The sequence below is a fragment of the Dactylosporangium sp. CS-033363 genome, from assembly GCF_050942475.1.
Lineage (GTDB): Bacteria > Actinomycetota > Actinomycetes > Mycobacteriales > Micromonosporaceae > Dactylosporangium.
Genome location: NZ_CP192032.1, coordinates 6,341,146 through 6,353,660, shown reverse-complemented (window position 1 = coordinate 6,353,660; position 12,515 = coordinate 6,341,146). Strand labels below are relative to the sequence as shown.

Sequence of the window (12,515 nt, the reverse complement as noted above, 5' to 3'; positions counted from 1 at the left end):
CTCGTACTAGGGGGAGAGTAGTGCTCAGATGGTGCTGCGGTCCACAGCGGTCACCGGTGCGGGGGAGACCGGCGCGTCCGCGACCGGCGGGTGCGGCAGCGGGTTGGACTCCACCACCGGCGTGCGCCCGGTCGCGGCCTGGTTGCGCTGGTACCGCCACCGCGCGACCGGCCGCTCCAGCGCGTAGTAGCTCACCGTGGCGATCGCGACGCTCGTGAGCAGCGTCAGCGTCATCAGCGGCCAGAAGTCCATCAGGCCGCGGCTGAACGGGCCGGTCTTCGGGATGTTGCCGAAGATGCTGCCCTGCCCGAGCACCAGGTAGATGGCCGCGATGTGCCACAGGTAGATGCCGTAGGAGATCCGCCCGAGGTACCGCATGACCGGGTTGGCCAGGACGAACTCCATGTACGCCGACTTGATGCCGGGCACGGTGAGCGGGGCGATCAGCAGCGCCGCGAAGACCAGCACGAACAGCGTCTGCACGTGCGACTGGATCATCGCGCCGGTGGTGCCGACGCCCAGGTCGCCGAAGGTCTTCGGCAGGTTGAGCGCGTAGGCCACCAGGGCGAGGCCCCAGAGCGCCAGCGGGTGGCGCTGCACGAAGCGGTGCAGGGCCGGCGGCTCTCCGGTCACGTCGGCGTACGCGGACAGCGTGGCCAGCGCCATGCCGACGGCGAACGCGGTGTAGTACGCGAACGGCCAGTACCACAGGTTCCAGGACGCCACCGTCATGATCTGCGAGGGCAGCAGCACGTAGATCTGCCACGCCAGGCCGATCGCGAACAGCAGGTAGGTGGAGACCATCGAGCGCCGGGCCCGCTGCAGCGGCGTGCTGCCGCCCCGCGCGGCGAGCCAGGCGATGCCGGCCAGCAGCGGCAGGGACAGATAGAACAGGATCTCCGTCGGCACGGTCCAGGTCGGCTCGATGCCGATGATCCAGGGCTCGTTCGGCGGGTAGTAGAAGTGGATCATCAGGAAGGGCCGCAGCACGTGCCAGATGCCGTCGATGCGCCCGTAGCTGAAGGCGGGCAGGGCGAAGGCGAGCAGCAGCCAGTACGCCGGCAGCAGGCGCAACAGGCGGCCGAAGATGAACGAGCCGCCCTTCGGCCGCGGGGTGCCGGCGATGACCGAGCGGACGAACGGCCGGTACAGGAACCAGCCGGAAAGGACGAAGAAGGGCGGCAGGCACACCGACAGGCCGTCGACCAGAGTCGTCCAGATGCCCGCCGGGTGCTCGTCGAGGAAGCTGCTGATTTTCGCCGTGAAGGCGACATGGAAGACCATGACGCCGAGGGCCAGATACCCCCGGATCCCCTCGAGTTTGGGATCCCGTTTCGCCTGTGTCACTCGCGCTGTCGTCGCTGTCGCATTTAACTCGGGTGCCGTCACCGCTCGCTCCTCTCTACCTCCCGGCCGGACGAGGCCAGCCTGGGACAAGGAACGGCTCGGGCGCATCTTCCGTCGTGCGGAGCGCTCCGGTCCACAGTGGATGGTGCAGCGACGCAGTCTGGAAGGTGCGCGGCCGGCGGAGCGGCGCGCAGACTGCTGGTCAGAGCTGGGCAGCGCACGGGCTGCACCCAGGTGAGGAGCTGAGATGACCAATGTGGCCGTTGCGCCGCCGGTGCGCGACCGCGCCTCCTCGGCGCGGCTGTCGGAGCTCGCCGACTACGTGGTGCCGTTCATGCTGCGGGCCGTGGCCGACCTGCGGGTCGCCGACCACCTGCGGGAGGGGCCGCGCACCGTCGACGAGCTGGCCGCGGCGACCGGGGTGCAGGCCCTGCCGCTGTACCGCGCGCTGCGGGCCCTCGCCTGCCGGGGCGTCTTCTCCGAGGTGGAGCCGCAGACCTTCGCGCTGACCCCGCTCGCGCAGCCGCTGCGCACCGACCACCCCGAATCGCTCGCGGACGCGTACCCGCTGCTGGAGGCCGACATCCGCGCCTGGGCCGGGTTCGGGCACAGCCTGCGCACGGGCGAGGCCGCCTTCGACGCGGTGCACGGGGTGGACTACTGGACCTACATGGCCGCGCACCCGGACGAGTCGGCGCGCTTCGACGCCTCGCAGCAGTCGGTGACCAAGCGCGAGCTGCGCACGATGCTCGACTCGTACGAGTGGTCGGAGTTCGGCACGATCGTCGACGTCGGCGGCGGCAACGGCGCGTTCCTGGCCGGCATCCTCAAGCGCTACCCGGGGGTGCGCGGGATCGTGTTCGACCAGCCGCACGTGGTCGCCAACGCGCCGGAGGTGCTGGCCGAGGCGGGCGTGGCCGAGCGCTGCGAGGTGGCCGGCGGCAGCTTCCTGCGCCGGGTGCCCGACGGCGGGGACGCGTACCTGCTCAAGCGCATCATGTACGCCTGGAACGACGAGGACGCGGTCCGGATGCTGCGCACGATCCGCGCCGCGATGCGCCCGTCGAGCCGGCTGCTGCTCATCGAGCCGCTGATGGAGCCCGGCGACGCGTTCGACTGGGGCAAGCTCTACGACGTGCTGCTGCTGGCCATGGCCGGCGGCGGCGGGCGGAGCCTGGAGCAGCTCAAGGTGCTCTTCGCCAAGGCCGACCTGCGCCTGGTCCGGGTCGTCAACACGCGCATGTCGCCCATCATCGAGGCGCGTCCGGTCTAGCCGGGGGCGCGACGAGGGGCAGGTCCCGCCCGGACCTGCCCCTCGAGTCTCGGATCAGCCCTCGACGAAGGCGTTGAACTGCGGCAGCAGGGCCTTCGGGTTCATCAGCACCACGCCGTGGCCCTGGCCCTTGAGGACCTCGTGCCGGCCGTCGGCCAGCACCTCGACCAGCGCGTCGCCGCCGCGGTGGAAGAACTGCTCGCTGCGCCCGCCGGTCAGCACCAGCACCGGCGCCGAGATGGCCTTCCAGCGCTCGGCCGGCAGCGGCGTGCCGTCCTGGGTGCCGCGCATGAGCTCCAGGTCGTGCGGCAGGGTGTGCGCGGCGGCGCGCATGCTCGACCAGCCGGGCATGATCGACATGATGTTCACGGCGAACTTCGGGATGCCCATCGCCTTGTGCATGAACAGCTTCACGACCGCGCCGGGCTGCTGCTCGTCGATGAGCTTCCTGACGTCGGCGTCGAGGTCGGCCGGCATCGGCTCGCGGCTGTCGTCGACGATGAACGGCGGCTCGAACAGCACCACCTTGCTGACCTTGTCGCCGAGCCGGTTGGCCGCGTCGAGCGCGAGCACGGAGCCGGACGAGCTGCCGAACAGCACCGCCTGGCCGCCGGCCGCGTCGATGAGGGCCTCGATGTCGTCGACCTCGCGCTGCACGTCGTAGGGCTCGTGCTCGGTGCTGTCGTTGCGCCCGCGGCGGTCGAAGTTGATGACGGTGTACTCCGGGGCGAGCGCCTTGGCCAGCCGCCGGGTGCCGGTGCGGTCGGCGAGCGCGGCCGCGACCAGGATGACCGGTGCGCCCTCGCCGGAGCGCTCGTAGGCGATGGACGAGCCGTCCTTCGAGGTCACCCGCAGCACCTGCTGCTCCTGGACCTTCGTCATGATGAATTCCCCTCTCATGCGTTCGCGGTGTAGTGGTCCAGCCGTTCGAGTGTCTCGGACCAGCCGGTCCTGACGTGGGCGTTGCGCGCGTCGCTCCAGGACCCCGTCTGCCGCAGCTGCACCACGCACTGGCCGTGCAGCTCGGTGAAGTGGACGGTCACCACGGCGGTGCCCTCGTCCGCAGGGTCGGAGCCGGCCTCGGCGCCGGCGTCGCCCCAGCCGAAGACCAGCCGCTCGGGCTCCACCACCTCGTGGTAGGTCATCTCCGACGGGAACTCGGTGCCGTCGGCCTCGCTGACCATGCTCATCCGCCAGTGCCCGCCCGGCCTGGCGTCGATGGACATGCGCGACAACGGCGTGCTGACCCCGTGCGGACCGAACCACCCGGCGAGCCGCTCGGGCTCGATCCAGGCCCGGAAGAGCTCGCGGCGGGGCGCGTCGAAGACCCGTCCCACCGTGAACTCGCGCGGGCCGGGCCGGGTGGTGTCGGGCCGCAGCCGTCCGACCGCCGCGTCCAGCCGCTCGAAGCGGGTCAGCCACATCTCGCGGTTGTGGCCGATCCAGCCGGTCGCCTCGCCCAAGGGGGCCGGCTCGAGCGTGCAGGGCCGCCACTTGCCGGTTCGGCCGCGGCGGATCAGGCCGGCCTGCTCCAGCACCCGCAGGTGCCGGGAGACGGCCTGAGCGGTGATGTCGAACGGCTCCAGGAGCTCCTTGACCGTCGCCTCGCCCCGGGCGAGGCGCTGCAGGATCTCCCGCCGGGTGGGGTCGGCGAGGGCGGCGAAGGTCGTGCTCAGCGTGTCCACCGTGTCCGTGTCCGCCGTGTCGTCCACGACACGGTCTGTGCTGGTCGCCATACGCTTAACCTTACCGTTTATAAACCGACGTGTTTAGTGTATGACCAGGGCAACCGGTGTCAAGTTGATCGCCCCGGCGGGGCCGCGGATCACCGCTGCGGGTGACCCGGCCGGCCCGGCAACCAGCACTGCGCACTATCCGTAATTGCCCGGCCACTACCGCACGATTCGAGAAGACTTCCCTGTTGGGCTACGTGAAGATGGCCATGGCCATCAATGTCGTGGCATTGATCGGCAGGTGGCCGGACGCGAGCTTGCACAGGTGGAGCCCGTGTCGAGCGCTTCCGTGACCCTCCGGAGCCCGTGCGGAAAAAGGGACACGGAATGCATTACGGAATTGTCGCCGAGTGGACCGTACAAATGCTGCGGTCGGCTTTTGTGCGCCCGAATCGAAGGGGGAACCGTGCCCTCGCAACCCGTCGGTGTCCTGCGCCGACTCATCCCAGCGTTCGCTGTGCTCGTGCTCATCGTCGGTTTCTACGGCGCGGCGCGGTTGCCCGAGGCGTCGGCCGACACCAGGGCGAGCATGGCCAAGCGGTACCAGTTCACCGAGATGCCGATCGCGCTGCCGCCCGGTCTGCCGATGAAGACCGTGCGCGAGGTGAACCCCGCGTACGAGCACATCAAGTCGTGGATCTCCTCGGTCGGGGCCGCGATCGCCGTCAACGACCTCGACGGCGGCGGCGTCGCCAACGACATCTGCCTCGTCGACACCCGCACCGACTCGGTCGTCGTCACCCCGGCCCCGGGCAGCACCGGCACCTACCAGCCGTTCGTGCTGACCCCGAGCCCGCTGCCGAGCGGCCCGGCGATCGCCCCGATGGGCTGCACCCCGGCCGACCTCAACGGCGACGGCTGGAACGACCTCATCGTCTACTACTGGGGCCGCACGCCGGTGCTGTTCCTGAAGAAGCCGGAGCCGGGCCCGCTGTCGGCCGCCTCGTACACGCCGACCGAGCTCGTCCCGCAGGCCGTCACCACCGACGGGCTGTACCGGGGGCCGCTGTGGAACACCAACGCCGTGGCCGTGGCCGACTTCGACGGCGACGGGCACCCGGACGTCGGCGTGTTCAACTACTTCCCGGAGACGCAGGTCCTCGACCCGCACGCGCCGCCGAACGTGTCGATGAACCACTCGATGTCGCACGCCCGCAACGCCGGCGGTGCGCACGTGCTGCGCTGGACCGGCGCCACCGGCGCCACCGGCGCCACCCAGCCCAGCGTGCAGTTCCAGGAGCAGCCGGCCATCGACCCGGCCTACGCCAGCGGCTGGACCCTGGCCTCGGCCTCGGCCGACCTCGACGGCGACCTGCTGCCGGAGCTGTACCTGGCCAACGACTTCGGCCACGACCGCTTCTTCCGCAACGTCTCGACCCGCGGGAACATCAAGTTCGACCTGGTCGAGGGCGAGCGCGGCGCGTTCGACCCGAAGTCGCTGGTGATGGGGCACGACTCGTTCAAGGGCATGTCCATCGAGTTCGGTGACCTGTCCGGCAACGGCCGCTTCGACGCCTTCGTCAGCAACATCACCGAGTCGTGGGGCCTGGAGGAGAGCAACCTCGTCTGGCGCAACACGGCGGCCAGTCCCGAGGACGCGAAGGCGTCGATGGCCAAGGGCGTCGCGCCGTACAAGAACGTGGCCGCCGAGACCAACCTGGCCTGGGTCGGCTGGGGCTGGGACGCCAAGATGGCCGACTTCGACAACAGCGGTCACCTGGCCGTCGTGCAGGCCTGCGGCTTCGTCAAGGGCGAGATCAACCGGTTCAACTGGCTGCAGGAACTGGCGATGTCCAACGACCTGATGCTGCAGAACCCGGAGATGTGGCCGAAGGCCGTGCCGGGCGACGACATCGCGGGCGAGAACGAGCTGGCCTTCTGGGCGCCGGAGGGCAACGGCCGGTACGCCAACCTCAACGCCGAGCTGGGGCTGGCCGTGCCGATCCCGACCCGCGGCGTCGGGGTGGCCGACGTCGACGGCGACGGCGGCCAGGACCTGATGGTGGCCCGCCAGTGGGGCGAGCCCGCCTTCTACAAGAACACCGCCGGCAACCGCGGCGCGTACGTCGGGCTGCGGCTCTACCGCCCGGCGACGACCGAGAGCACGGATGGTCCGATCGGCACCCCGGCCTATGGGGCCGTCGTGCGGCTGACCACCGCCGACGGGCACACCCAGCTGGCCCAGCTCGACGGCGGCGGCGGGCACTCCGGCAAGCGCAGCTTCGACGTCTTCTTCGGCCTCGGCGAGCAGGGCAGCCAGCCGGTCAAGGCCGAGATCAGCTGGCGCGACACCAGCGGCGCCACGCACCGCCAGACGGTGCAGCTGACGTCCGGCTGGCACGACCTGATGCTGACCGACCAGGCGCGCGAGGTGACGGCATGACCGACGTACAAGTCAACCCGACCGAGACCGGCCGCGCGGGCACCGCGCCGGCCACCCCCGAGACCGAGCGCCCGAAGGTGCCCCGCGTCGACCGGCGCGACCCGCGCTACCTGGCGCTGCGCAACTTCGCGATCTCGATGAGCATCTTCAACATCCTCGGGTACGCCGTGCTCGGCTTCGAGCAGCCGTGGACCTGGCCGTTCTTCGCGCTGCTGCTCGGCTACAGCGTCGAGTTCGGCGCCGAGCTGATCGCGGCGTGGGCCAACAAGCGCCCGATCCAGTTCCTGGGCAACGGCGCCTGGGGCGTGTACACGTTCCTGCTGCCGACGCACATCACGGCCCTCGCGGCGAACATGCTGCTCTACGGCAACGACATGTTCTGGCCGATCGCGTTCGCGGTGACCGTGGCCGTCGGGCAGAAGTACGTGCTCCAGGCGCCCATCAAGGGCCGGCTGCGGCACTTCATGAACCCGTCGAACCTCGGCATCACCGTGGCGCTGCTCGCGTTCCCGTGGGTGAACATCGCGCCGCCGTACCACTTCACCGAGAACGTGCCGGACGTCATCAGCATCATGATCCCGTTCATCATCCTCACGGCCGGCACCGTGCTCAACGCGATGCTGACCAAGAAGGTCATGCTCATCATGGGCTGGGTCGGCTCGTTCGTGATCCAGGGCCTGCTGCGGCACTTCATCTGGGACGTGGCCCTGTGGGCGGCGCTGGTCCCGATCACCGGGGTCGCGTTCGTCCTCTTCACCAACTACATGATCACGGACCCGGGCACCACCCCGTCCGCCGGGCGCTACCAGTTCATGTTCGGCGCCAGCGTCGGCATGGTGTACGGCGTGCTGATGCTCTTCAACGTCGTGTACACGCTGTTCTTCGCGGTCACCATCGTCTGCCTGATCCGCGGCCTCTACTGGTGGGCCAAGTGGCTGCTGGAGCGGCGCAAGAAGGACCTGGTCGACGAGGCGGCCGAACCGCAGCTCATCACGGCACCGGCCTGACGTTTCCCGCCCGGGGCGGCGGCCCGCGCGGCCGCCGCCCCCGACCCCTGGAGCAGTCCCATGACCGCGCGCCTCGACGTCCTGTCCCGCCCCGAATCCACGGACCCGGCCCGACCGCGCAACCGGCTCCTCGCGGTCGTGCTCAGCCTGGCCGCCGGCCTGGCCCTGGCGATCCTGTGGTCGTTCGAGCTCGTCGACCACGAGATCGGCGACACCGTCGCGAACAACCTGCTCGGCCACGACGCCAAGCAGACGGCCATCGTCGGCACCGCCGCCGGGCTGCTGTTCGCGTTCGTCTCCGGCCTGGCCGGCACGTTCACCGCCTGCAACATCGCCATGGCGGCCGCCGTCGGCCCGCTGACCTCGGCCGGTGCGGCCACCTCGCGCGGCGGGCGGGGCGTGCTGCGGATGCTGGTCCGCCCGACCGCCTGCCTGCTGGCGGGCATGGTCGCAGTCTCCGCGGTCTACGGCTTCGTCGGCGTCCTCATCGGCGACAGCCTGCCGCAGCTGTCCACCGACACGGCCGGCGGGATGCCGGTGCGGATCATCCAGTCGTCGGTCGTCTTCGGCGTCATCGGGCTGGCCCTGCTGTACCTCGGCCTGGCGTCGCTCGGCGTGCTGCCCGACGTGTTCAAGAATCGCCCGACGGCCCGGGTCGTCGCGCTCGGGGCGCTCATCGGCGGCTTCCTCATCGGGCGGCCCTACCCGCTGTTCAACAAGCTCTTCCACTACGCGGCGGACACGCACAACCCGCTGTACGGCTCGCTCGCCTTCGTGCTGCAGTCGCTGGGCAACGTCACGCTCGTGGTGGTCCTGTTCGTGCTCGTCACGCTGCTCACCCGCGGCCGGGTGGTGGCCTGGCTGGCCGGCAGCCCGCGGCGGGCCGCGCTCGTGTCCGGGGTGCTGCTCATCGCCCTCGGCGCGTTCACCGTGGCCTACTGGGACCTGCGGGTGCCGGCGCTGTTCGGGCACGGCTGGTTCCCGACGATGCCGTACAACGCCTGACATGTGGGCCACTGCGGTCGTGTCCGCCGGTCGTCGCTTCACCGCGCTGCTGCGCCATCCGGCGGCGGGCACGGCGATGGCCACCGCGGACTGGTCGGTCGCCGACACCGCGGCCCACGTGCTGACCCTCGCCCAGGTGTACCGCTCGCTGCTGGGCCGGCTCGACCCGCCGGCCCCGCACGTGGCGGACGAGATCCTCGACGTGGTCACGGTCGACACGGTCGCGGACTTCAACGAGATCCTCCTGGCCCAGATCGGCACCCGCGAGCCCGTGCGGCTCGCGGGGCTGCTGGAGGCCGAGTTCGCGCGGATGACCGAGGCGGCGGCGGGGCGCGATCCGGCGGCCACCGTACCGTGGCTGGGCGGTTCGAACGTGCCGGTGGCCGGGCTGTTCGGCCACCTCGTCAACGAGCTGCACATCCACGGCCGGGACATCGCCCGCGCGCTCGGCGAGCCGTGGACGATCCCGGCGCCGGAGGCCGCGCTGTTCTTCGAGCTGTTCCTGCTCGGCGTGATCCGGGAGGGGTACGGCACCCTCGTCGACGGCGTCACCCTGCGCGACCCGGCGCGGATCGCCGTCGAGTTCCACTCCGCGCACACCACCCCGGTCACCGTCACCCTCACCGACGACGTCGTGTCCTGGGAACCGGCGGGCGGCCGCGTCGACGTCCGGGTCCGCTTCGACCCGCCGACGCTCAACCTCATGCTGTTCGGCCGGCTCAGCCGCGCAAGGGCGGTCGCCGGCGGCGGGATCCGCATCGGCGGCCCGCGCCCGTGGAAGATCCTGCCGTTTCTCCGCAAGCTCCGCATGCCGCACTGAACGGGGGCGTCCGATGAAGCTCGGGATGCAGCTGAAGTACACCGGCGAGGTGGTCGGCGCGCTGGACCGGCTGGCCGAATACGAGTCCGCCGGCCTCGACGTCGTGCACGTCCCCGAGGTGTACTCCTACGACGCCGTCAGCCAGCTCGGGTACATCGCCGCCCGGACCACCCGCGTGGAGATCGCCTCCGGCATCCTCAACGTGTACACGCGCACCCCGGCCCTGCTCGCGATGACCGCGGCCGGCCTCGACGCCGTCTCCGGCGGCCGGTTCACCCTCGGCCTGGGCTCGTCCGGCCCGCAGGTCGTCGAGGGCTTCCACGGCGTGCGCTACGACGCCCCGGTCGGCCGGCTGCGCGAGGTGGTGCAGATCTGCCGCCAGGTGTGGCGGCGCGAGCCGCTCATCTTCGACGGCCGCCACTACACCGTGCCGCTGACCGAGCCGCGCGCCGCCACCGGCCTCGGCAAGCCGCTGTGGCTGGTCAACCGGCCCCGCCGGGCCCGCATCCCGATCACCCTGGCCGCGCTCGCCCCGCGCGGCGTGGCCCTCGCGGCCGAGCTCTGCGAGGGCTGGGAGCCGGCGTTCTACCTGCCCGAACGGGCCGCCGAGGCGTTCGGCGAGCCGCTCGCCCGGGGCCTGGCCCGGCGCGCCGCCGACCTCGGCCCGCTGCGGATCGTGGCCGACACCTGGGCCCACGTCAGCGACGACCCGGCCGAGCTCGCCGCCGCCACCGCGACCGTGCGCGAGATCGTCGCCCTCTACGTCGGCGGCATGGGCGCCCGCGGGGCCAACTACTACGCCGCCCTCATGGAGCGCTACGGCTTCGGCCGGGTCGCCGCCCGCATCCAGGACCTCTACCTCGCCGGCCACAAGCAGGACGCCGCCGCCCTCGTGCCGCAGGAGCTCATCGACGGCATCGCCCTCATCGGCCCCGCCGCCTGGGTGAAGGACCGCGTCCACGCGTTCGCCGCGACCGGCGTCGGCACCCTCAACGCCACCCCCGTCGGGCGGACGCACCGGCAGCGGCTGCACACGGTCGAGGCGATCCGGGGCATGCTGGACTGATCGTGTGGCAACCTGGTCGGGTGCCGCCGACCACGATCGCGCACGCCGACCTCGACGCGTTCTACGCCTCCGTCGAGCAGCGCGACGACCCCAGCCTGCGGGGCCGCCCGGTGCTCGTCGCCACCAGCATCGTCTTCGCCGCCAGTTACGAGGCCCGCTCGTACGGCATCCGCTCCGGCATGGGCCGCCAGCGCGCCCTCGCCATGTGCCCCGGCGCGGTGCTCGTCGGCCCGCGGATCCCGCACTACCTGGCCCAGAGCGAGGCCGTCTTCGACATCTTCCGGGCCGGCGGCGACCTGGTCGAGGGCGCCTCCATCGACGAGGCGTTCCTCGACGTCACCGCCCGCTGCCGGGCCCCGGGCGACGCCGAGCGGATCGGGGCCGGCCTGCGCGCGGCGGTGCGCGACGGGGCCGGGCTGCCGGTGACCGTCGGCGTCGCCCCGACCAAGTTCATCGCCAAGATCGCCAGCCGGACGGCCAAGCCCGACGGCCTCATCGTGGTCCCGCACGGCGAGGAGCGCGCGTTCCTCGACCCGCTGCCGATCGACCGGATGTGGGGCGTCGGCCCGGTCACCACGGCGAAGCTGCGCGAGTTCGGAGCGCGCGTGATCGGCGACCTGACCGGGCTGCGCGAGGCCGACCTCATGGCCGTCGTCGGGCTGGCCGCCGGGCGGCGCATCTACGACCTGCTGCACAGCCGCCGCCCGCAGCCCGTGCGCCAGGCCCGCCGCCGCGCCTCGTTCGGCGCCCAGTTCGGGGCCGGGTCGGCGGTCATTCCGCCCGACGACGTCGATTCGCTGCTGCACAGCCTGGTCGAGCGGGTGGTGTGGCGGATGCGGGAGGCCGGGCGGATCGGGCGCATTGTCGAACTGCGGCTGCGGTACGGCGACTACACCGCCTCCACCCGCGCCCGCACCCTGTCCCGGCACACGGCCGAGCAGGCCGATCTGCTCGCAGCGGTGCGCGGGCTCTATCGCGAGGCGGCGCCGGTCGCCGAGGCCCGCGGCATCACGCTCGTCGGCGTGGGCGTGCGGGACCTCGAGGACGACAGCGCGACCCAGCTGGAGCTCTTCGAGCTGCCCGCGCCGCCGGAGCCGGAGCCGGTGCGCAGCGGCGAGATGGAGCGGCGCCGCGAGGCCGAACGCAAGCGGCTCGGCATGCCCGAGCACATCGATCTGCGCAAGCCGGCCGACGGCTGAAACTGCGCACGCTGAAAGAAGAACCGGGTTGCGGGCCGTGCCAGGGTTCGGCCATGGCTCACATCGACCTCGGCGTGGACGAGAAGGAATTTCCCGGCATCACCGGTCCGATGCGGTACCGGCCGGAGACGGCGCAGCACCTCAACGGGCTCGCGGAGACGCTGCTGCGCGGCCCGCACTCACTGCCCGCGGGCGAGCGGGAGCTCATCGCGGCCTATGTCTCCGGTCTCAACGAGTGCACGTTCTGCTGCTCGTCGCACTCGGCGTTCGCCGCGGTGCAGCTCGACGCGGGCATGCCCCTGGTCGAGCAGGTGCGCGCCGACCTCGACGGCGCTCCCATCTCGGCGAAGCTGCGCGCCCTGCTGCGCATCGCGGGCGCCGTGCAGCAGACGGGGCGGGCGGTCACCCCGGAGCTCATCGCGGCCGCGCGGGCCGAGGGCGCCACCGACCTGGAGCTGCACGACACGGTCCTCATCGCGGCGGCGTTCTGCATGTTCAACCGGTACGTCGACGGGCTCGGGACGTTCGCGCCGCAGGCCCAGGAGGACTACCTGCCGATGGCCGAGCGGATCGTGCAGCAGGGCTACGGCGTCTGAGCTGGTCGCTCCGGGCGGGTGGGCACGCAGAAAGATGCCCGCCCGCCTTCTGCGTTTCTAGCATCGGCGTACCGCCAGCCCCTCGG

At 71.6% G+C, this 12,515-nt stretch carries 11 protein-coding genes; 8 read left to right on the top strand and 3 right to left on the bottom strand.

Going from position 1 to position 12,515, the window contains the following annotated elements; genetic code table 11:
* Positions 1 to 24: 24 nt before the first annotated feature.
* Positions 25 to 1,347: an acyltransferase family protein gene (locus tag ACQPZ4_RS29455; RefSeq protein ID WP_433042263.1), complete on the bottom strand. Its 1,323-nt coding sequence runs from the start codon at positions 1,345 to 1,347 to the stop codon at positions 25 to 27.
* A gap of 247 nt (positions 1,348 to 1,594) precedes the next feature.
* Here ACQPZ4_RS29455 and ACQPZ4_RS29450 point away from each other — a divergent pair, with 247 nt between their 5' ends.
* Positions 1,595 to 2,620, top strand: coding sequence for a methyltransferase (locus ACQPZ4_RS29450; protein ID WP_433042260.1), 1,026 nt, complete (start codon positions 1,595 to 1,597; stop codon positions 2,618 to 2,620).
* Between the two features lie 54 nt (positions 2,621 to 2,674).
* On the opposite strand, the gene ACQPZ4_RS29445 is transcribed toward ACQPZ4_RS29450, so the two are convergent.
* Both ACQPZ4_RS29445 and ACQPZ4_RS29440 read right to left on the bottom strand, forming a co-directional pair.
* Positions 2,675 to 3,502: an alpha/beta fold hydrolase gene (locus ACQPZ4_RS29445; protein WP_433042257.1), complete on the bottom strand. Its 828-nt coding sequence runs from the start codon at positions 3,500 to 3,502 to the stop codon at positions 2,675 to 2,677.
* Positions 3,503 to 3,516: 14 nt separating this feature from the next.
* Complete coding sequence (locus ACQPZ4_RS29440; protein ID WP_433042254.1) at positions 3,517 to 4,356, bottom strand: metalloregulator ArsR/SmtB family transcription factor; 840 nt, start codon at positions 4,354 to 4,356, stop codon at positions 3,517 to 3,519.
* Between the two features lie 403 nt (positions 4,357 to 4,759).
* Between ACQPZ4_RS29440 and ACQPZ4_RS29435 the strand changes: the two genes are divergently transcribed.
* Genes ACQPZ4_RS29435 through ACQPZ4_RS29405 form a run of 7 tightly spaced genes read left to right on the top strand, consistent with a single transcriptional unit; the run spans position 4,760 to position 12,429 of the window.
* The gene (locus ACQPZ4_RS29435) at positions 4,760 to 6,736 is read left to right on the top strand and encodes a CRTAC1 family protein (protein ID WP_433042251.1); all 1,977 of its coding nucleotides are present in this window, start codon (positions 4,760 to 4,762) and stop codon (positions 6,734 to 6,736) included.
* Entirely contained in the window at positions 6,733 to 7,743 is a 1,011-nt protein-coding gene (locus tag ACQPZ4_RS29430) for an enediyne biosynthesis protein (RefSeq protein ID WP_433042248.1), read from the top strand. The genes ACQPZ4_RS29435 and ACQPZ4_RS29430 overlap by 4 nt, the downstream gene beginning before the upstream one ends.
* Before the next feature lie 60 nt (positions 7,744 to 7,803).
* Positions 7,804 to 8,748: a hypothetical protein gene (locus ACQPZ4_RS29425; RefSeq protein WP_433042245.1), complete on the top strand. Its 945-nt coding sequence runs from the start codon at positions 7,804 to 7,806 to the stop codon at positions 8,746 to 8,748.
* 1 nt (position 8,749) lies between these two features.
* The gene (locus ACQPZ4_RS29420) at positions 8,750 to 9,568 is read left to right on the top strand and encodes a maleylpyruvate isomerase N-terminal domain-containing protein (RefSeq protein ID WP_433042242.1); all 819 of its coding nucleotides are present in this window, start codon (positions 8,750 to 8,752) and stop codon (positions 9,566 to 9,568) included.
* Between the two features lie 13 nt (positions 9,569 to 9,581).
* Complete coding sequence (locus tag ACQPZ4_RS29415) at positions 9,582 to 10,634, top strand: LLM class F420-dependent oxidoreductase (protein WP_433042239.1); 1,053 nt, start codon at positions 9,582 to 9,584, stop codon at positions 10,632 to 10,634.
* 20 nt (positions 10,635 to 10,654) lie between these two features.
* Positions 10,655 to 11,833 (top strand): DNA polymerase IV, encoded by a 1,179-nt coding sequence (dinB, locus tag ACQPZ4_RS29410; RefSeq protein ID WP_433042236.1) that lies wholly within the window; start codon positions 10,655 to 10,657, stop codon positions 11,831 to 11,833.
* A 53-nt stretch (positions 11,834 to 11,886) separates the two neighbouring features.
* Complete coding sequence (locus ACQPZ4_RS29405; protein WP_433042234.1) at positions 11,887 to 12,429, top strand: carboxymuconolactone decarboxylase family protein; 543 nt, start codon at positions 11,887 to 11,889, stop codon at positions 12,427 to 12,429.
* The last annotated feature ends 86 nt before the right edge of the window (positions 12,430 to 12,515 follow it).